The 20,234-nt window shown below is 70.5% G+C and carries 16 protein-coding genes and 1 pseudogene; 7 read left to right on the forward strand and 10 right to left on the reverse strand.

Translation table 11 applies throughout. From position 1 onward, the window contains the following. Positions 1–78 precede the first annotated feature (78 nt). On the reverse strand, positions 79–2,244 hold the full coding sequence (locus MDN94_RS22400; protein ID WP_482728207.1) for an OmpL47-type beta-barrel domain-containing protein: 2,166 nt from the start codon (positions 2,242–2,244) through the stop codon (positions 79–81). A gap of 53 nt (positions 2,245–2,297) precedes the next feature. Next, positions 2,298–4,709, reverse strand: a complete 2,412-nt coding sequence (locus MDN94_RS22405) for a ThuA domain-containing protein (RefSeq protein WP_482727666.1) — start codon at positions 4,707–4,709, stop codon at positions 2,298–2,300. 275 nt (positions 4,710–4,984) lie between these two features. Between MDN94_RS22405 and MDN94_RS22410 the strand changes: the two genes are divergently transcribed. From MDN94_RS22410 to MDN94_RS22420, 3 genes are all read left to right on the forward strand, one after another. Then, a complete protein-coding gene (locus MDN94_RS22410; protein WP_482727667.1) occupies positions 4,985–5,977 on the forward strand; it encodes a multicopper oxidase domain-containing protein in 993 nt (330 codons plus the stop codon). Between the two features lie 542 nt (positions 5,978–6,519). Beyond that, positions 6,520–7,350 carry a VOC family protein gene (locus MDN94_RS22415; protein WP_482727668.1) on the forward strand — a complete coding sequence of 277 codons (831 nt, stop codon included), beginning with the start codon at positions 6,520–6,522 and terminating at the stop codon, positions 7,348–7,350. Positions 7,351–7,396: 46 nt separating this feature from the next. Then, positions 7,397–7,648, forward strand: a complete 252-nt coding sequence (locus tag MDN94_RS22420; RefSeq protein WP_482727669.1) for a WhiB family transcriptional regulator — start codon at positions 7,397–7,399, stop codon at positions 7,646–7,648. Between the two features lie 112 nt (positions 7,649–7,760). Here MDN94_RS22420 and MDN94_RS22425 read toward each other — a convergent pair whose 3' ends face one another. The 4 genes from MDN94_RS22425 to ssgD form a co-directional block, all read right to left on the reverse strand. Beyond that, positions 7,761–8,672: a chitosanase gene (locus tag MDN94_RS22425; protein WP_482728208.1), complete on the reverse strand. Its 912-nt coding sequence runs from the start codon at positions 8,670–8,672 to the stop codon at positions 7,761–7,763. Between the two features lie 190 nt (positions 8,673–8,862). Beyond that, positions 8,863–9,837 (reverse strand): acyl-ACP desaturase, encoded by a 975-nt coding sequence (locus tag MDN94_RS22430; protein ID WP_482727670.1) that lies wholly within the window; start codon positions 9,835–9,837, stop codon positions 8,863–8,865. A 357-nt stretch (positions 9,838–10,194) separates the two neighbouring features. After that, on the reverse strand, positions 10,195–11,838 hold the full coding sequence (locus MDN94_RS22435) for an ABC-F family ATP-binding cassette domain-containing protein (protein ID WP_482727671.1): 1,644 nt from the start codon (positions 11,836–11,838) through the stop codon (positions 10,195–10,197). A 365-nt stretch (positions 11,839–12,203) separates the two neighbouring features. After that, positions 12,204–12,620, reverse strand: coding sequence for a spore wall synthesis regulator SsgD (gene ssgD / locus MDN94_RS22440; protein ID WP_482727672.1), 417 nt, complete (start codon positions 12,618–12,620; stop codon positions 12,204–12,206). A gap of 211 nt (positions 12,621–12,831) precedes the next feature. Between ssgD and MDN94_RS22445 the strand changes: the two genes are divergently transcribed. Beyond that, entirely contained in the window at positions 12,832–13,935 is a 1,104-nt protein-coding gene (locus MDN94_RS22445; RefSeq protein WP_482727673.1) for a WD40/YVTN/BNR-like repeat-containing protein, read from the forward strand. Between the two features lie 18 nt (positions 13,936–13,953). Here MDN94_RS22445 and MDN94_RS22450 read toward each other — a convergent pair whose 3' ends face one another. After that, the gene (locus tag MDN94_RS22450; RefSeq protein ID WP_482727674.1) at positions 13,954–14,253 is read right to left on the reverse strand and encodes a YciI family protein; all 300 of its coding nucleotides are present in this window, start codon (positions 14,251–14,253) and stop codon (positions 13,954–13,956) included. Between the two features lie 72 nt (positions 14,254–14,325). Between MDN94_RS22450 and MDN94_RS22455 the strand changes: the two genes are divergently transcribed. After that, a complete protein-coding gene (locus MDN94_RS22455) occupies positions 14,326–15,021 on the forward strand; it encodes an endonuclease V (RefSeq protein ID WP_482727675.1) in 696 nt (231 codons plus the stop codon). Positions 15,022–15,082: 61 nt separating this feature from the next. Here the strand turns inward: MDN94_RS22455 and MDN94_RS22460 are convergent, their stop codons facing one another. The 3 genes and pseudogenes from MDN94_RS22460 to MDN94_RS22470 form a co-directional block, all read right to left on the reverse strand. Further along, positions 15,083–15,568: a phospholipase gene (locus MDN94_RS22460; protein WP_482727676.1), complete on the reverse strand. Its 486-nt coding sequence runs from the start codon at positions 15,566–15,568 to the stop codon at positions 15,083–15,085. A 245-nt stretch (positions 15,569–15,813) separates the two neighbouring features. Beyond that, positions 15,814–16,205, reverse strand: a pseudogene (locus MDN94_RS22465) (epoxide hydrolase); the annotation flags it as partial. Between the two features lie 311 nt (positions 16,206–16,516). Beyond that, positions 16,517–17,716: a saccharopine dehydrogenase family protein gene (locus MDN94_RS22470; protein ID WP_482727677.1), complete on the reverse strand. Its 1,200-nt coding sequence runs from the start codon at positions 17,714–17,716 to the stop codon at positions 16,517–16,519. Between the two features lie 245 nt (positions 17,717–17,961). On the opposite strand from MDN94_RS22470, the gene MDN94_RS22475 reads away from it, so the two are divergent. After that, entirely contained in the window at positions 17,962–19,095 is a 1,134-nt protein-coding gene (locus tag MDN94_RS22475; RefSeq protein WP_482727678.1) for a CaiB/BaiF CoA transferase family protein, read from the forward strand. Then, positions 19,092–20,234 (forward strand): acyl-CoA dehydrogenase family protein, encoded by a 1,143-nt coding sequence (locus tag MDN94_RS22480; RefSeq protein ID WP_482727679.1) that lies wholly within the window; start codon positions 19,092–19,094, stop codon positions 20,232–20,234. Before MDN94_RS22475 ends, MDN94_RS22480 begins: the two co-directional genes overlap by 4 nt.

Here is a 20,234-nt window from a genome sequence, read left to right on the forward strand (position 1 = left end):
GAACGGCCGACTGCCCCACCGCCTTTGGACGGTGGGGCAGTAGGTTCCGGGAAGCCGCAGCGGCTCACCCGGTGGGCATCAGAACTCCTTGATCCTGATGTTGCGGTAGGAGATCACGTCCGTGGTGCCATGGACCTGGAGGCCGACGTAACCGGTGGCGTAGCGGCGGCCGTCCGTGCCTGGGTCGTCCGACCGGGGCGGCTGGAAGACCTGACCGCCGGTGTTGTCGAACTCGTTGATCAGCTTGCCGTTGCGGTAGACCGAGTAGTGCTGGCCCTCCACACGGATCTCGTAGTCGTTCCAGGTGCCCTTCGGCGTCACACCCGCGCCGCCGAGGCCGACGCGGTCGAAGCCGTAGATCGAGCCGCTCTTGTACATGTCGCCGTCGGGACGGTCCAGGATCTGCACCTCATGGCCGTACTTGATGGCGACCCACTCCGGGCGGGACTCCTCCGGGTTGTCGTGGACGTACGGGAAGCGTACGAAGACACCGCCGTTGGCGTTGCCGGCGCCGGGGGCGTCGTCCCGCCACTGGAGCTTCAGGGAGAAATCGCCGTACTGCCGCTGCGGAAACCACAGCATGCCCATGCCCGGCACCGTGGTGCTGCTCGTCATGGCTCCGTCCTCGCTGAGCGAGAACCTCCCGCCGCCGACGTGCTGCCACTTGGCGAAGGTCTCCTCCGTGCCGTCGAAGATGTCGCGGTAGCCGCCTGTCTGCCCGGGCCTGCCGATGCCCGACTCCCTGGCCGCGCGGGTGATCTGCCGGTACTCACGGCTGTCGATGACGCCATCGTCGAGGAGCCGCTCGAGCACCTCGTCCACGTGCTTGAGGAACAGTGCGTGCGACGACCAGTCCTTCTCGTCCTCGATCAGCTCGTTGATGGTGCAGCGGCTGCCCGTCATGCGGTTCGGGATGCCGGTGTCGACCGTGCCGACGATGACCGTCGCACGCTCGTCGTATTCGGGGCACACGGGCGCGGGGACGCCGCCGCCCTCCGCGACCGAGAACGTCAGGCTCTTGGCCTGCGAGGTGTTGCCGGCGTTGTCGGTCGCCCGGTAGAGGACCGTGTGGTAGCCGACCCGGTCGACGACCACCGGAGCCGTGTAGGCGAGGTAGGGGCCGCCGTCGAGGGAGTACTCGACCTTGTCGACGCCCGAGCCGCCGGAGTCGACCGCGACGACCGTCACGGTGGCCCGGCCGATGTAGGCGCCGTCGGAGTTCTGCCCGCCGGAGATCCCCGCCGTGGTCTGCGGCGGCTCCTTGTCCTCGGCCGGCGGTGAGACGATCGTGAAGTCCACGGCCTTCTCGGCCGCGGCGTTGCCGGCCCTGTCGGTGGCCCGGTATCTGACCGTGTGCGCGCCCGTCTCGTGGACCATCACCGGGGCTGTGTACGGCTGCCAGGCGCCGGTACCGACCGCGTACTCCACGGTGTTGACGCCGGAGCCTGTGTCGGAGGCGGTCACGGTGACCGTGGCCATCCCCAGGTAACGGCCCTGGTCGTCCTTCTCCCCGCTCACCGTGGCCGAGGTCTCCGGTGAGGTGGTGTCGTCCGTGGGCGGCGCGGCGACGGTGAAGTCGACGGACCTCTCCGCCTCGACGTTGCCCGCCTTGTCGTACGCGCGGTACCGGAGGGTGTGGGCCCCGACCTCGTCCACGACGACGGGCGTCGTGTACGGCTGCCAGGGACCGTCGGCGCCGAGCGCGTACTCGATCTTGTCGACGCCGGCGCCCTCGTCGGTGGCCGCCAGAGTGACCGCGGCCTGGCCGATGTAGGCGCCGTCGGCGTTCCGGTCACCTTCCACCTTCACCGTCGTCACGGGCGCGGTGGTGTCCTCGCCGCTGCCCGCGGTGACGGTCAGGATGCCCTGCATCGAGCCGTGACCGGGGATGGTGCAGTGGTAGAAGTAGCGGCCCTCGGTCAGATTGACCCGGGCGGTGTGCTTGCCTCCCATGTCGTCGTTCGGGTTCGCCAGCAGGTTCAGCTGGACGTCGTTGTTGAACTCGACGTCGGAGACCGAGAACGTCAGGGTGTGCGGCATCCCGGTGGTGTTCCCGGTGGCCGCGCTGTTCTCGAAGACGATCGTCGCCGGACCGGCCACCGCGGTGGTCGGGAACGACAGATAGCGGTCGATGGGGTCACCCGCGGTCCATGTCAGGACCTGTTCCGCGGCGGCCTGCGGGGCGCTGGTCCGGCCGTCGTCGGTCTTGCCGTACGCTGCGGCCGACATCAGCCCGACCACCATCGCCACGGCGGCCAGCAAAGCCGTCCACACGCTCGCGGTTCTGTGTCTCACGGTCACTGCGCCGCCTTCCTCGCCAGCTGGTCCGCGGCCGGGGTCGCCCCGCCGCCCTTGTAGGTCACGCGCCACAGCGCGGAGTTGGAGTCGGAGGTGAAGAAGCCGCGCCCGTAGTCCAGGACGTACAGCGATCCGTCGGGCGCGAACTTCCAGTCCATGAGGTTGCGGATTCCGCCGGTGCCGGTCGGGATGATCTTCTTGAGCGACTCGGCGTGCACCGGGAGCCCGCCCTTGCCGACCGTCCTCGGATCGGTCAGCACCGCGTGCCTGGGCTGGTCGCCGTCGTAGAAGTCACCGACGAACCACTTGCCGTCCCAGTACGCGGGCCACTTGACCGCCGAGTCGCTCGCCGAGTCGAAGCGGTAGACGGGGCCGTTCATGGTGGCCTGGCCGCCGCCCCTGAGCCACGGCAGCAGCAGCTTCTGCTCCTCCTGCTTGTAGCTGGGAACGCCGTTGGCGTCACGCGGGTAGTCCACGCCGCCGCCCTGCGGCGAGTACCAGATGGTGTTCGGCGTGACGGGCGGCAGGTTCACCAGACCGTCGTTGTTCGGCGACTCGTTCTTCGGCGCGTCGCAGTCGTACCAGCCGAGCGGCTGGGCCGGGTCGGGCAGATTGCGGTCCCGGTAGGGCTGGTTGTTGCCCATGCAGTACGGCCAGCCGTGGTTGCCGGCCTGCGTGATGGCGGCGAACGTGTCGTACTTGGCCGGACCCCAGGTCGTCGAGGGGGCGCCTGCGTCCGGACCGACCCATCCCGCGTAGAGGATGTCGGTGCTCTTGTCGACGAAGATGCGTGCCGGGTTGCGCACGCCCATCACGTAGATCTCGCCGCGGGTCTTTCCGCCGCCCTCGGCCGTCTCCTCGCCCGTGAAGAGGTTGCCATCGGGGAGGGTGTATGTGCCGTCGTCCTCGGGGTGGATCCGCAGGATCTTGCCGTTGAGGTTGTTGGTGTTGCCCGCGGTGCGGCGTGCGTCGGCGAAGGACACGCCCATGAAGCTCGGCTGCGGGTTGTTGCCCGAGTATCCGCCGCTGAAGCCGGACGAGTTGTTGTCGCCGGTGGCGATGTAGAGGTTGCCCTTGGAGTCCCAGGCCATGCCGCCGCCGGAGTGGCAGCAGCTGTGGATCTGTACCGGCCAGTCGAGCAGCACCTTCTCGCTCGCCGGGTCCAGCCGGTTGGTGGCCAGGTCGAGCGTGAAGCGGGAGACGCGACGCTCGGCCATGTGGGTCTCGCGGTCGATCTCCGAGTGGGGTGTGTAGTGCAGATACACCCAGCCGTTGGTCATGAAGTCCGGGTCCAGCTCGATCCCGAGCAGCCCCTCCTCGCTCTTGACCAGCTCGTCGCCGCCGCCCTTGTTGCCGAAGACCGTCAGCGCACCGGCCTTGGAGACCTTCTTGGTCTTCGGGTCGTAGACGTGGACCTCGCCCTGGCCCTTGCCGATCTCCGGGTTGTTCCAGTCGGTGACGACCGGCCGGGAGGAGTCGGCGCCGCCGCGCCCGATGTACAGCACACGGCCGTCGGGTGCGACGACCAGCCCGTGCGGTTCGCCGATCTGGTCGTTCTGACCCGGCTGGTTGGCCCGGGTGACCCGCTCGGCCGTGTAGTTGGCGTCGATCGTCGCCTTGCAGTCGGCCTGGGAGACGCGGGTCGTCCAGGCGAGCGCGCCGCGCAGATGGTCGCGGAAGTCGGTCTCCGCGAAGCTGTCGGCCGTGCCGCCCATGCCGGTGTAGAAGGAGCGGCCGCCGTCGTAGTCACGGCACCAGGAGATCGGATGGTCCCAGCCGTTGCCCTTCGCGGCCGGCGTGTAGGAGTTCTCCTTCAACCGGGCCACCGTGTGCACCTTGCCCGACGGGTTCTCCGCCCAGTTGAACCACTTGTCGGGCCGCTTCCACTGCAGGGGCAGCGACTTGGTGGCCGGATGGACGCGGTCGCCCACCTCGACGACGGCGCGCTGGGTGCTGCTGGGCGCGCCCGTCGGCCGGGCGCCGATCAGACCGGTGAACCAGTCGGAGTACGGCTCGGTGCGCGCGGCTTCGTGGATGCCGACGAATCCGCCACCCGCCTCCAGATAGGACTCGAGGCCCGCCTCCTGATCGGGATCGAGCACATCGCCGCCGCCGGTCAGGAACACGACCGCGTTGAAACGGCCGAGCCGCTTGGCGTTGGTGAACACCGCGGGATCGTCGGTGGCTTCGGTCCTGAAGCGGTTCGCGGCGGGGCCGGTCAGTCCGATCGTCTCGATCGCTGCGATACCGGCCTCGACGGCCGGCGACTCCGCCGTGGCGGAGCCGTGGAAGACGAGCACCTTCACGTTCGCGCCGCCGGGCGGCGACGGCAGGGACAACGTTGTCGCCGGTGGCTCCGGATACGGTTCGGCGCCGGCGGGGCTGCCGCCGCCGAGCAGCGACGCGGTCATGGCGCCGACGCCGAGTGCCGCTGCCAGGAGGTGCTTTCGGGATCTCGTTCTTCCGGACCTGTGATGTGGTGCGCGCTGCATGGGTCACCCACCCCTCTGTGGTCACAACAACAGCCGTTGAAGCTAGACCTCTTCTCGCGGTTCGCCAATAGGTATGACTGCGATGCGACCAACTTTGTCCTGACCGTGGATAAACGAGGCCCGCCCGGCTACCGTGTGGCCGTCCCCGGGGTCATTCGCCCCGTCAATCTCTGCCGACGACTGGAGAGTTCGACATGGACAGACGGAGCTTCAACCGGCGTCTGCTCGCGGGCGGCGCGGCCGCGGCGGCCACAGGTGTGACATCGTTGTCGATCGCTTCCGACTCCAAAGCGGCGCCGGCTCCGGTGAAGGGCGCGCCCCGCCTCGCTCCGGCCGGCGGCCAGGTACGGCACCTCAAGATGTACGCCGAGAAACGGGCCGACGGATCGATGGGCTACGGCCTCGAGAAGGGCAGGGCGACCGTCCCCGGGCCACTGATCGAACTCGTCGAGGGCGACACGCTGCACATCGAGTTCGAGAACCTCATGGACGTGCCGGTCAGCCTGCATCCGCACGGCGTCGACTATGACATCTCCAACGACGGCACCAGGATGAGCCGGAGCCACGTGGAGCCGGGCGCCACCCGCACCTACACCTGGCGCACCCACGCACCCGGCCGCCGTGCCGACGGCACCTGGCGGCCGGGCAGCGCGGGCTACTGGCACTACCATGACCACGTCGTCGGCACCGATCACGGCACCGGCGGCATCCGCAAGGGCCTCTACGGCCCGATGGTGGTGCGCAGGAAGGACGATGTCCTTCCGGACAAGCAGTTCACGATCGTCTTCAACGACATGACCATCAACAACCGGCCGGCGGCCGATCCGCCCAACTTCCTTGCCACGGTGGGGGACCGGGTCGAGATCATCATGATCACGCACGGCGAGTACTACCACACGTTCCATATGCACGGTCACCGCTGGGCGGACAACCGGACGGGCCTGCTGTCAGGCCCCGAGGACGTCAGTCGGGTGATCGACAACAAGATCACCGGCCCGGCCGACTCCTTCGGCTTCCAGGTGATCGCCGGCGAACACGTGGGTCCGGGTGCGTGGATGTACCACTGCCACGTGCAGAGCCACTCGGACATGGGGATGGCCGGGTTCTTCCTCGTCGCCAAGGAGGACGGCACGATCCCCGGCCACGAACCTCACCATCCCGCCTCCGAAGAGGGCCACGCCCATTAGATTCCGGCGCGCGGCCCGGGCCTGGGCCGAGGCGCTCAGGTCCCACACCTCCCACGTGGTGTGTGGCGCGGCCTGCACATGGATGCGCGGGCCGCGGCACCCCACCCGGCGGCGGCCGACGGCCGATCCGTCGGGCCGGACGAGTGCGGTGACCGCGTAGGACTCGGCGGCGGTGCCGGTGAGCGTGCACAGGACGAGCCGGTCGGCCTCGTCCCCGTACCCGCCGAAGAGGGCGGCACCGCCGCCGTGCACCGCCACGGCCTGGGCCCCCGCGACACCGGTGCTCCGCACCCGCACCGGCTCCCGGTCGCGGATCCGCAGCAGCGGCCAATAGGTGTACGGGTACGTCCATGCCGTGTCCCCGTCCACATTCAGGGCGTAGCACTCCGCGACGAGCCCGATGTCCGGCGACGGTTCCAGAGCCCACAGGGCCTCACCGGTGCGTGCGCCGTACGGCGTTTCGCCGGGCGCGCCGTGAAGGTTTCGGGCGGGATCGGTAGGAGACTCGGGGATCGACGGCGGCCGTCTCCGAAGGAGGACCTGTGCTCAGCGCTCCCTACGTCACCGGCTCGCCCAACTGGATCGAGCTCGGCACGCCCGACGTCGAAGCCGCCAAGACGTTCTACGGCGGCGTGTTCGGCTGGACGTTCGTGTCGGCGGGGCCGGATGCCGGCGGTTACGGCATGTTCCAGCTCGACGGGAGGACGGTCGCCGCCGTGATGACCGTGCCGCCGGACAAGGGCCCGCCGGGCTGGAACGTCTACTTCCAGACGCCTGACGCCGACGCCATGGTCAAGGCCGTCGAACAGCGCGGCGGGAGTGTCGTGGTCCGGCCCATGGACGTGTCCGACCAGGGGCGGATGACGATCTGCCTCGACCCGGCGGGAGCGGCCTTCGCGGGCTGGGAACCGGGCAAGAACAAGGGACTCGACCGGGTCAGCGACATCGGGGCGCTCGGGTGGCTCGAGCTGTTCACCCCCGATCCCGCCTCCGCCCTGGCGTACTACGGCGGCATCTTCGGCTGGGAAGCCTCCGAGATGCCCATGCCGGACGGCAGCGGCTACTACACCATGGTCCGTCCCGGCGGCGCGGCGCAGGACACCACGTTCGCCGGCGTCCTCCAGATGAGCGCCGATCGGCTCAGGGCGTCGGGCGGGCCCTACTGGCTGGCGTATTTCGGCGTCGAGGACTGTGACGCCTCGGTGGCCAGGGCGCAGGAACTGGGCTCGGAGATCAAGCGGGCACCCGTCGACGTTGAGGGTGTCGGCCGGTTCGCGAAGCTGGCCGATCCGGCGGGCGCGCGGTTCGCCCTCGTCCAAGGCTTCACTGCCGCGGGAGCGACCGGTGGGACCCGTCCGCCGGGCGGCCGTTGAATGTTCGTTGACACGATGTTTATCAGCGGCGGGCAGCGTGGTCCGCATGCCGATCAACACCACAATCACCACCGAACACGAACTCTCCTGGCAGGAGAGCGCGTTGTGCGCCCAGGCCGGTCCCGAGTTCTTCTTCCCTGCCCCCGGCTCCTCCACCCGTGAGGCCAAGCAGCTCTGTGGAGCGTGCGAGGGCCGGGCGGCCTGCCTGGAGTACGCGCTGACACACGACGAGAGGTTCGGCGTCTGGGGCGGCCTGTCGGAGAAGGAACGCCACCGCCTCAAGCGCACGGCCCGCTGAGCGACCCCGGCCGCGCCGCGCACAGCCGGCGCGGCAGGCCCACGAGCTGACAGCGCGGCTCACGGGTCCGGGCGCGCCGCCGGGCGGCACGACAGCCACCCGGCGCGGCGGCTCATGAGCCGATGCGGAAGGTCTCTCCGTAGACCCGCCAGGTGAGAGGCGTGTCCAGGTCCATGTTCCCCTCGCGCAGGAACACCCGCTGAGCGGTGTCGATCCGCGAGGAGTCCCTGGTCTGTTCGGTCCTCTGGCGGCCGATCACGGTCCGGCCGGCGTCGAGGAAGGCATTCAGGTAGGCCTTCTCGTCGCCGCCCTCCGCCGCGGTGTCGGCGGCCTTCATCGCGGCCTCGCGGATGCCGTAGAAGCCGTCCGGGCCGAGCCCCGGCCCGTGGAGCACCATCGCGTCGTAGTAGATGAACTGGCCGAGCGTGGACAGGCCGTCCATCTTGGCCAGCCGCACGGCCGGGTCGAAGTAGATCCGGTCGCGCATCACGTCCTGTGCCTTGCGGAACCGGGGGTCCTCCGCGGCCTTCGCCCACGCCGCCTCGAAGGGCGCGCCCAGTCCCTCGTGCGAGTCGCTGCCGTCGACCTCGCGGAGCGCGGGGAGGTACGCGGCGAGCGGGTTGTCCGGGTGCTCGGCCGTGAAGTACTCGACGAGCTGGAGCATGTCGTTCGTACCCGAGCAGAAGCCGATGATCCCGGCCGTGTAGCCGTTGCCGTCGCCGATGTCCTCGATGGCGCCGTACTGGCGCTTCCAGTCCAGCGTCGAGTTCTCGGCGCTCGACACCAGCCGGGCGGCGATCTCTTTCTTCGCGGGGTCCGCGAGGCCCGGCGGCAGCGCGTCGATGCGGTCGTCCCGCTCGCGCTGCTGTGCCGGGCTGCCCGCCTTGAGCGGGTCCGGGGCGAAGGCGGTGGGGCTGACGCGCAGGCTCGGGTCGTCCTTGGGGCGTAGCGACTCGCCGCCTCCGCCGAAGTAGACGGAGGCGGCAACAGCTACAGGGGCGCCGAAGAGGACGACGCGCGTCAAGGGTTTCACGCGGGACAGCGTACGGTGCCGCCCCGCGCCCCAGTAGTCCCGGGTTCGGCCCGCCCGTACGGTCGCGGCCGGGGCCCGGCCACCTTCGCCGCAGGCCCTCGTCGGGAGCGAGGGCCACTGACACCGCATGCCCTCGTCCGAAGCGGAGGCCACCGGCGCCGGCGTTGGCCGGCGTGGGTCCTCAGCCGGCGGCGCGCGCCGCCATCCGGGCCTTGCGGGCGGCGAGCTTCTCGTCGAACTTGAGCGCCTCCGCGTCCAGCCCGTTCATGTACAGGCCGAGCTCCTCCTGCGCCTTGAGGCCCTCCGGGCCCAGACCGTCGATCTCCAGGACCCTGAGGTAGCGCAGCACCGGCTGGAGCACGTCGTCGTGGTGGATACGCATGTTGTAGATCTCGCCGATGGCCATCTGCGCGGCGGCCCGCTCGAAACCGGGCATACCGTGCCCCGGCATCCGGAAGTTCACGACCACGTCCCGCACGGCCTGCATCGTCAGGTCGGGGGCGATCTCGAAGGCCGCGCCCAGCAGGTTGCGGTAGAAGACCATGTGGAGGTTCTCGTCGGTGGCGATACGCGCCAGCATCCGGTCGCAGACCGGGTCGCCCGACTGGTGGCCGGTGTTGCGGTGGGACACGCGCGTCGCAAGCTCCTGGAAGGCGACGTACGCCACGGAGTGCAGCATCGAGTGGCGGTTGTCGGACTCGAAGCCCTCCGCCATGTGGGCCATCCGGAACTGCTCGAGTTTGTCCGGGTCCACGGCGCGCGAGGTGAGCAGGTAGTCCCGCATCACGATCCCGTGCCGGCCCTCCTCCGCGGTCCAGCGGTGCACCCAGGTGCCCCAGGCGCCGTCGCGGCCGAAGAGCGTCGCGATCTCGTGGTGGTAGCTGGGGAGGTTGTCCTCGGTGAGGAGGTTCACCACCAGCGCGATCTTGCCGATGTCCGTGACCTTGGACTGGGCGGGGTCCCAGGCCTCTCCGTCCTCGAAGAAGCCGGGGAAGTTGCGGCCGTCGGAGAAGGGGACGTACTCGTGCGGCATCCAGTCCTTGGCGACCTTCAGATGGCGGTTGAGCTCCTTCTCCACGACCTCTTCCAGCGCGTACAGAAGTCGCGCGTCTGTCCACGCTTCCGAACTGCCGAGGTGGGGAGAGGTGATCGTCACGGGGGCTCCTGGGGGACGGGAGAGTTACCTACGTACTCGTAGGTTACGAAACCGTAGGTTAAGCACGTCATAAGGCCCCGTCCAAGCCCGGATCCGCGATGCCCGACTACGTACCGTTATAAGGGCAGCTCCGGCGCGGTAGGGAGAGCCGTGTCACGGTCTCCTTCTGCTACCGAAGCGGCCGGATCATTCGCTGTCCGCCGGACGCGTCGGAGCAGGCGGCACGGCGGGTCGTCGCGCCGTGCCGCCTGCCCCGCGGCTGTCGCCGTACGGTGCGGCGCGGCCGGGCGGGTCGGACCGGTCTCCCGGTGCCTCGCCGCCGGCCGCGCCGCAACCTCACCCGAGGGGACCGCACGCTCACCCCGTCGGGAACGCCCCTTCCCGCAGCTCCTCCGCCGAGACGTCCCGCAGCCCGCCGTCGAGCAGCAGCCGCCGCGTGACGCCGATCGAGTCGAGGAACGACGCGTCGTGGCCGGCCACGATCAGGGCGCCCCGGTAGGACTCCAGGGCGGCCGTCAGACTGCGCACGCTCGCCATGTCGAGGTTGTTCGTCGGCTCGTCCAGCATGAGCAACTGAGGCGCGGGTTCGGCGAGCAGCAGCGCCGCGAGTGCCGCACGGAACCGCTCGCCGCCCGACAGTGTCCCGGCCGGCTGGTCGGCCAGGGCGCCCCGGAAGAGGAAGCGCGCCAGCCGTGCCCTGATCTGGTTGTTCGTGGCGCCGGGTGCGTAGCGGGCCACGTTCTCGACGACGCTCAGCCCGTCGTCGAGGAGGTCGAGGCGCTGGGGCAGGAAGCGGAGCGGGACTTCGGGCACCGCCTCGCCCGCCACCGGCTCCAGCTCTCCGGCGATCGTGCGCAGCAGGGTCGTCTTGCCCGCGCCGTTGCGCCCCACGAGCGCGATCCGTTCGGGTCCGCGCACCTCGAGCTCTCCCTGCACCTCCGCCCCGTACCGGAGCCGCAGGTCCCGGAGCCGCAGCACCTCGCGACCGGGGTGGACCAGTGTGCTGGGCAGCTCGATACGGATCTCGTCGTCGTCGCGTACCGCCTCCACGGCCTCGTCGAGGCGCTCCTTCGCCTCCGCGAGTCTCTCGCTGTGGAGGATGTGGTGCTTGCCCGCCGACTCCTGGGCCGAGCGCATGCGGGACCGCATCACGATTCTCGGCTCCCGTTTGGTGTCGTACATCTTCTGGCCGTACCGCTTGCGACGGGCCAGCTTGATGTGGGCGTCGGCCAGTTCGCGTTTCTGGCGCTGCACGTCGGCCTCCGCGACACGCACCATCCTCTCCGCCGCCTCCTGTTCGACGGCGAGCGCCTCCTCGTAGGCGGAGTAGTTGCCGCCGTACCAGGCGACCTCTCCGTCGCGCAGATCGGCGATCTGGTCGACCAGTTCCAGCAGTTGACGGTCGTGGCTGACGACCAGCAGCACACCTGACCAGCGCGTCACCGCGTCGTAGAGGCGCCGGCGGGCGTACAGGTCGAGGTTGTTGGTCGGTTCGTCGAGCAGCAGCACGTCGGGACGCGCCAGCAGTAGCGCCGCCAGCCGCAGCAGGACCGCCTCGCCACCGGAGACCTCGCCGATTGTGCGGTCGAGACCGATGTGGCCGAGACCCAGTTGATCCAGGGTGGCGTGCGCGCGCTCCTCGACGTCCCAGTCGTCGCCGACCGCGGTGAAGTGCTCCTCGCTCGGATCGCCCGCTTCGATGGCGTGCAGCGCGGCGCGGGTCCGGGCGATGCCGAGGACCTCGTCCACCCGCATGCCGGTGGCGAGCACCGCGTTCTGCGGCAGGTAGCCGATCTCTCCCATGGTGCGGACCGAGCCCTCCGTCGGTACGAGCTCGCCGGCGAGCAGCTTCAACAGGGTGGACTTCCCCGAGCCGTTGAGCCCGATCAGCCCTGTGCGGCCCGGCGCGACCGCGAGGTGGAGGTCCTCGAAGACGACGGTGCCGTCCGGCCATGCGAAGCAGAGTTGGGAGCAGGTGAGAAAGGTGGGGGAGGTAGACACGTGGCCTCCGGTTGCTGGGTACGGGCTGGGAGCAACGGTGGAGACACCTGTGCGACGTGACGGATGCCGGAAAGGGGCCGTGAGAGATGCCGAAGACGCCGGGAACGAGGAAAAGTCCCGGTCGGGGACAGCGGACGGCATGAATCGTCGAGGTCGCACGCAAGCGCACAGGCGTGAGCCGTGCTGCACGGTGTCTCAAGACCTCAGACGTGCAACGTCCTACTCCGATCGACGACAACAGAACCGCCATACACCGTAAGAAGCCCCCGGGACCGTGTCAACGGCATTTCTCCGGCCCGGGGAACGGTGCCGCAGGGCTCGGCCGGCGGCTGAGGCCGTGCGGTGGCGGGAAGTGGCGGAGGGCGTCAGGCGGCGTCGCGCAACAACTCCGTCAGGTCCTGGTCCAGCCCCAGGTACAGGTGCTCGAGCCCGACCGGGACCGCCTCGTGCGCGCGCTCGAGGAAGCGCCGCAGATCCCCGGTGCGGATGTGCACCATGGCCATGCCCTCCGGGGCGTGGAACTCCAGCACCGTCCGGTCGTAACCGTACGGCCGCAACCGCACGTCACCGAGGCCGGCCGGTTCATGGACACCCTCCGCGAGCAACTCCCGCGAGAACGCCCAGGACACATCCGTGCCCTCCAGGGTGGCCGGTCCGGGGAAGTCGATTCGGACGGCGAAAGGATCACGGCGGTCGTAGTGCAGCGTCGCGGGAACGGACTCCATCTGCGGTGCGGACGCGACGAGTCGGGCCTGGACGGTCTGCTCGATGACGGTGGACAAGCCCCGCTCCTTCGTGTGCGGCTCGCTGGGTCCTGATGGCGCAGGTCTCCCTGATATCTCAGAAGACGTCGGAAGGACCGATTCCGTGCACCCGGGAAGAGAGTGACATGTGTCACCGCCCGCCGTCCGGCGCACACTCGGATCACCACACGGCGGAGCCGGTGCCACGCACCCTGGACGGGTCCCGGCGTGTGGGCTAGCTTCCAGCGCCATGAGGTCCATGGGGAAGACGAGACGAACGCTGTCCATGGGGCTGTGCGCCCTCGCGGTGGCGGCCGCGACCGCCGTACCGGCGCGGGCGGAACAGGCGCCCCCGGCGGCGGACCGGCCCGCGGCGGCCGGTACCCCGGGCTGGAGCCTGAAGGACACCGGAACCGATGTGCGGTTCCGGGGCCTCGCGCCCGTCAGCCGGAAGACCGCATGGGTGGCCGGGTCCAAGGGCACCGTGCTGCGCACCACCGACGGCGGCCGGAGCTGGCTGGACGTCTCACCGCCCGGAGCCGGCACGCTCGAGTTCCGTGACGTCGAGGCGTTCGACGGCCGGCGCGCGGTGGTCCTCGCCATCGGCGAGGGGCAGGCGTCCCGGGTGCTGCGGACCGAGGACGGCGGGGCGAGCTGGACCGAGTCGTTCCGCAACACCGACGCCAAGGCGTTCTACGACTGCATCACCTTCTTCGACAGCCGGCACGGCCTGGCCATGAGCGACCCCGTGGACGGGAAGTACCGCATCCTCTCCACCGGCGACGGCGGGCGGTCCTGGAAGGTCCTCCCCGACGCCGGCATGCCGCCCGCCCTGCCGGGCGAGGCCGGCTTCGCCGCGAGCGGCCAGTGCCTCGTCAGCTCCGGCCCGAAGGACGTCTGGCTGGCCACCGGCGGCGGTGCCACGGCGCGGGTGCTGCACTCCCCGGACCGCGGGTTGAACTGGACCGTCGCGGAGTCGACGATCCCGGCCGGCGACCCCGCACGCGGCGTCTTCGCGCTCGCGTTCCGCGACCGGACGCACGGCCTCGCGGTCGGCGGCGACTACCGCGCCGACCAGGCCTCGCCCCGGGCCGCGGCCGTCACGGCCGACGGTGGCCGCAGTTGGCGTCAGGCCCAGACCCCGCCGCCCGCGTACCGCTCCGGTGTGACCTGGCTTCCGCACAGCAGGGCCGCCGCCCTCGCCGTCGGGCCGACGGGCACGGACCTGACGACGGACGGCGGCCGGACCTGGCGCACGGTCGACACCGGCTCGTTCGACACCGTCGACTGCACCCCCGACTTCGGCTGCTGGGCCTCCGGGGAGAAGGGCCGGGTCGCGCGTCTGGAGTTCTGAGACCGGGCGGTCGGGCCGTCAGGGAGCCGGCTGCTGGCGGTAGGGAGCCAGTTCCGGCGCTGTCTTCGTCGCGATGAACTCGGTGATCCGGTAGGCGCACACGGCGCCGACGACGAAGGGGTCGGTCGCCGCGATCTTCTCGATGCCGGCGCGATCGTCCCCGACCGCGAGGATGATCCCGCCGTCGCGCGGCTTCTTCCTGCCGGAGGCGATGAAGACGCCCTCCTCGTACAGGTCGTCCAGCCATGCCACATGGGCTTCCATCAGCGGTTCGACGCGCTCGACCGGCGCGGTGTAGGTCAGTTCCATCACAAACATGACCGCCACGCTACCGGGCCCCTGCCACCGGGCGGCGGTCGCTCGGGGGCAAGCCATACAGTGGGCGGCATCATGAAGATCGTCGAAGCGCCCTCCGGCTGGCCCGTGAACGAGGAAGAGGCCCTGGCCGTCCAGGACGAACTGCGCACCCGCGTCGTCCTGGACGAGCCTGGCCCACCGGTCGGCACCGGGCTGGTGACCGGCGTCGACGTGGCGTACGACGACGACCGCGATGTCGTCGCCGCGGCGGCGGTCGTGCTGGACGCGGCGACGCTGGCCGTGGTGGAGGAGGCCACGGCCATCGGCCGGATCACATTCCCCTACGTGCCCGGGCTGCTTGCCTTCCGCGAGATCCCGACGGTGCTGGCTGCCCTCGAGTCGCTCACGGCCGGACCCGGCCTGGTCGTCTGCGACGGCTACGGCCGCGCGCACCCAAGGCGGTTCGGGCTGGCGAGCCACCTCGGGGTGCTGACGGGGCTGCCCTCGATCGGCGTCGCGAAGAACCCGTTCGTCTTCACCTACGGCGAACTCGGGGTACGGCGGGGCGACTTCGCGCCTCTTCTTGCCGACGACGGCGAAGAGGTCGGCAGGGCGCTGCGCACCCAGCGGGGCGTGAAGCCGGTCTTCGTCTCCGCGGGTCACCGGGTGACGCTCGACGCGGCATGTGCCCACACGCTGCGGCTGGCGCCCGAGTTCCGGATCCCGGAGACGACCCGGCGCGCGGATGCCCTGTGCCGGAGGGCGCTCGTGGAGGCGACAGGCGTGTGACGGCCGCGGCGCCCGCGTCGGGGTGGGGCCCGTCACGTCCGTGACGGGCCCCACCCGTGGTTCAGGCGGCCTTGCCGCCGTCGATCGCAGCCGAGTACCCGAAGGCGGACACGGCCTGGTAGTACGTCCACGCCGTCGAGTTGCACGCGGTGCGGGTGGCGCCGGAGTACCGGTTGCACACCCGCTTCAGGTCCTCGTAGAACGCCGAGTCCAGTCTGGACTTGTTGGCGTCGAAGCTACCGACGGCCTTGTAGTTCCGATAGCCGAAGTCATGGCGTGCGCATGACATCCTGAAAGGGAAGCCGAACGGGTTGTCCGGCGACGTGGAGCAGTAGTCCGTGGACCAGTTGAAGCCGTAGGCGCTCCAGGCGCCCTGGTTGGCCCGGGCGGCCGCCCAGGCGTTGTAGCTGGTGGCGCTGGTCTGGGTCCAGGAGCTGAGCACCTGGAGCTTGTCGGCGGGGGCGGCGGAGGCCGACCCGGCGGGGATCAGAGCGGCGGGCAATGCCAGAGCGGCCGACACGAGCGGCAGGGCGAAACGGCGACGCATGCAGAAACCTCCACGTATGGACGGGGGTCGGTGCGCGCCACGTGGCCTGTCCACGGGCAGGTCCAGAGTCCTGCTATACGCGCGTCCTGCACAGCCTTTGCGTCGCATGCAACGGATGAAATCTTCGTGTCGGACCGGAGGGTCGTGGCTCCGACACCGGCCACAGGCAAAGGAATTGATGACGGGTCCGCCCCGCAGGGTCGTTCAGGGCCGGCGGCCGTGGAAGGGTGCGGCGCGGATCGTTGGTTCTCCCAGGGGATGAAGTGGCCGCCGTGGTCGTGGGCGTTGACGCTGACGTGGTTGAACCAATCGGCCCGCGGCCCGGTCTTGAACGCCCCGGACGCGCTCGTCGGCGGTGCGGACGCCGGGCGGGTTCTCGTATGCGACGAAGGTGAGGCCGACCGGGTGGGATGCGGTCGTGGGAGGGGGCCCAGGGGTAGGGATGGGCGTCGGCGTACTAACGCGTCGACGTGGCGACGGAGTTGTTCACCCAGTGGATCGTTGCGTGGGTGAGCAGGTCGTCCCTCGTGAAGACGGAGTCGCCGTCACCGCCGTTGTCGCTCCAAGCGTTCCAGCACTCCTGCAGCCAGGCGAGCAGTCCGGCGGGTGAATCGCTCGGCCCGGGGGCGAGGGCGGCCGCTCGCCGACCCGGCCGCGTTCGGCGGTGACCCCGCCGACGCCTTCGACGTCACGGGCGCGCAGGTCCTCGAGGACCTCGTCGGACACATGGATCGGGGCCGGCTCCAGGGGGAAGGCGCGCGGGGTGGTCATGGCGTGGTCCCCTCGGGGAGGGGCGTGTCGTTCCATGCCAGGGCGGGTCCGGGGCAGGGCTGCCCCGGCCAAGGCGGGACCCGGGCCCGGCCGCGGGGGCAAAGGCCCGCGCGGGGCGGGGGCAGGAATGTACCCCGCCCCCGCGCGCGTACCGCGGGGCTGCGACCGCCGCGTCGGCTACCGGGTGTGTGCCACCCGGAAGTGGATGCCTGCCCGCTGGAGCCGCGTCAGCAGCGCGTCGCCCATCGCCACCGCCGGCGTCACCTGACCGGAGGTCCTCGGCAGCGTGTCGCCCGCCATGCACATCGCCGCTTCCGCCAGGATCTTCGCCGTCTCGTCGTAGCCCGGGTCCCCGCCCTTCACCTCGGTGAAGACCCGGCGCCCGCCGCCCTCGCCGACGAAGCGCACCGAGAACCAGCTCTCCGCCCGGCGCTTGGCGCTGGGGCCGTCACCCGGGGCGTAACGGCCCGTCAGCCACCGCCGTGCCGCGGGGATCTGCGCGAGGACGAGGCCCGCGCCGACGGCGGCCGGGCCGCCGAGGGCCATCGGCAGGGTCTTCACCGCCGCGTAGTGGCGGTAGCGGAAGTCGGGGCCGTAGCGTTCCAGCGCGCGCGCCGAGCGGACCACGATCTGCGCGTCGATCGTCGGCAGGGGCAGCGCCCATGCCCCGGTCTCCCGGCTGAAGCGCGGCCCGCCGAGCGGGGCCTGCGCCCGGCGGCCGACCAGCCGCGGTTCGTGGAGCCGGCGTTCGCGTGCGGCGCGCAGCGTTTCACGGCCGCGGCCCATGGCGTTGAGCGCCGAGGCAAGTGTGCCGCCGGAGAACATCGCGTTGGAGCGCACGAAGCCGTCGACGGTGAGCGGAACGCCTTCGGGCAGCCGCTGCACGGTGAAGTACACGCCGAGGTCGTGCGGGACGGAGTCGAAGCCGCACGCGTGGAGAAGGCGTGCGCCGGTCTCTCGGGCCCGCGCGTCGTGCCGCACGTACATCAGGTCGACGAACTCGGGCTCCCCGGTGAGGTCCAGGTAGTCCGTACCGGCGTCGGCACATGCCGAAACAAGGCCTTCGCCGTACCAGACGTACGGGCCGACCGTCGTGGCGACGACCCTGGCGGAGCCGGCGAGCTCCCGCATCGAACCGGCGTCGGCGGCATCGGCCTCGATCAGCGCCAGGGCCGCGCACGACGGGTTGATGACGGCCAGTTGCTCCCTCAGGTGCTCGAGCTTGTCGCGGCTGCGTCCCGCGACTGCCCAGTGGCAGTCCTCGGGCGCGTGCCGCGCCAGATACTCGGCGGTCAGCCGTCCGACGAATCCGGTGGCCCCGAAGAGCACGATGTCGTACGGGCGCTGCGCGCGGTCCGTCCCGCTGTGGCTGTTCACTGGCTCCTCCGCCGTCAGGCTGTCCCGGCGGATCGGGGCGGCAGACCCTGCCCCACGCCGTTGTCGCTGGCTGAGGCTAGCGCGCGCGGCGGCCACGCAGAAGATCCGGTTTCCCTTGGTGATCCACCGGTGATCAAGTGGGTCGAGACTCTAAGCGCTTGCTCGGCCCAAACCCTTGTCATAACTGGAACGCGTTCTTACCATCACTGGTGTTACATCATTTGTGTCACATAGCTGGGGGCTGAATGACAGCGTCAGGTATCGGCCCGCTGGCCGGGGTGCGAGTGGTGGAGCTGGCAGGCATCGGGCCCGGCCCGTTCGCCGCGATGCTCCTCGGCGACCTCGGGGCCGATGTCGTGCGCGTCGACCGCCCCGGCGGTGCCGGGCTGGCCATCGACCCGGCGTACGACCTCACCAACCGCAACAAGCGCTCCGTACTCATCGACCTCAAGGCGGCCGACGGCCCCGCCCGCGTCCTCGATCTCGTCGAGCGCGCCGACATCCTCATCGAGGGCTTCCGGCCCGGCGTCGCCGAGCGCCTCGGCGTCGGCCCCGACGACTGTCTCGGCCGCAACCCACGTCTGGTCTACGGACGGATGACCGGCTGGGGCCAGCAGGGCCCGCTTGCCCAACGCGCCGGCCACGACATCGCCTACATCGCCCTGACCGGCACACTTTCCATGATCGGCAGTGCCGGCGAGCCGCCCACCGTGCCCGCCAACCTCGTCGGCGACTACGCCGGCGGCTCCCTCTACCTCGTCATCGGCGTGCTCGCGGCCCTCCAGCACGCGCGCGCCGAGGGCGGCAGCGGACAGGTCGTCGACGCGGCCATCATCGACGGCGCCACGCACCTCGCCACGATGATCCACGGGATGATGGCCGCCGGCGGCTGGCAGGACCGCCGCGGCGCGAACCTCCTCGACGGCGGCTGCCCCTTCTACGGCACCTACGAGACCGCCGACGGCCAGTACATGGCGGTCGGCGCGCTGGAGCAGCAGTTCTACGACGAGTTCGTCGAACTGCTCGGCATCAAGGACGACATCCCGGCCCGCAAGGACTTCGACCGCTGGGGGGAGCTGCGCCAGGCCGTCGCTGACCGGTTCAGGTCCCGTACCCGCGCCGAGTGGACCGCCGTGTTCGAAGGCACCGATGCCTGCGTCGCCCCGGTGCTCTCGCTCCGCGAGGCCCCCGGCCACCCGCATCTCGCCGCCCGTGGGACGTACGTCGACCACGGCGGCATCACCCAGCCCGCTCCCGCGCCCCGCTTCTCCGCCACCCCCACAGCCGTGGGCCGGGGCCCCGCCCAGCCCGGCGCGGACACCGCGGACGTCGCCAGGGACTGGGACGTGCCCGCCATCCGGCCGCAGGAGGACCGTTGAAGCGCCAGATCTTCACCGCCGAGCACGAGGCGTTCCGTCAGTCCGTGCGCACCTTCCTCACGAAGGAGGTGGAGCCGCACTACGAGCAGTGGGAGAAGGACGGGATCGTCAGCCGCGACGCGTGGCTGGCCGCCGGCCGCCAGGGCATGCTGGGACTCGCCGTGCCCGAGGAGTTCGGCGGCGGCGGAAACGACGACTTCCGGTACGCCGCGGTGCTGCACGAGGAGTTCACCCGCGCGGGCGCGCCCGGCCTGGCCATCGGCCTGCACAACGACATCATCGGCCCCTACCTCACCTCCCTCGCCACCGACGAGCAGAAGCGCCGCTGGCTGCCGGGGTTCTGCAGCGGCGAGATCATCACCGCGATCGCGATGACCGAGCCGGGCGCCGGCTCCGACCTCCAGGGCATCCGCACCACGGCGGAGGACCGCGGCGACCACTGGGTGCTGAACGGCTCCAAGACCTTCATCTCCAACGGCATCCTCGCCGACCTGGTGATCGTCGTCGCCAAGACCACTCCCGAAGGCGGCGCGCACGGACTGTCGCTGCTGGTCGTCGAGCGGGGCGCGGAGGGATTCGAGCGCGGCCGCAATCTCGACAAGATCGGCCAGAAGTCGCAGGACACCGCCGAGCTGTTCTTCAACGACGTCCGCGTCCCCAAGGAGAACCTGCTCGGCGAGCTCAACGGCGCCTTCATCCATCTGATGACCAACCTCGCGCAGGAGCGGATGGCGATCGCCGTCGCCGGCATCGCCGCGGCCGAGCATCTGCTGGAGATCACCACCGAGTACGTCAAGGAGCGCGAGGCCTTCGGCCGGCCGCTCGCGGGGCTCCAGCACATCCGCTTCGAGATCGCCGAGCTGGCGACGGAATGCGCGGTCACCCGTGCCTTCCTCGACCGCTGCATCACCGACCACGCCAACGGGGAGCTGGACGCCGTCCACGCCTCGATGGCCAAGTGGTGGGCGACCGAACTCCAAAAGCGCGCCGCCGACCGCTGCCTCCAGCTCCACGGCGGGTACGGCTACATGAACGAGTACCGCGTCGCCAGGGCATTCACGGACGGACGCATCCAGACCATCTACGGCGGCACGACCGAGATCATGAAGGAGATCATCGGTCGTTCCCTGCTCGGCTAA

The organism is Streptomyces sp. WAC00040 (genome assembly GCF_056835925.1).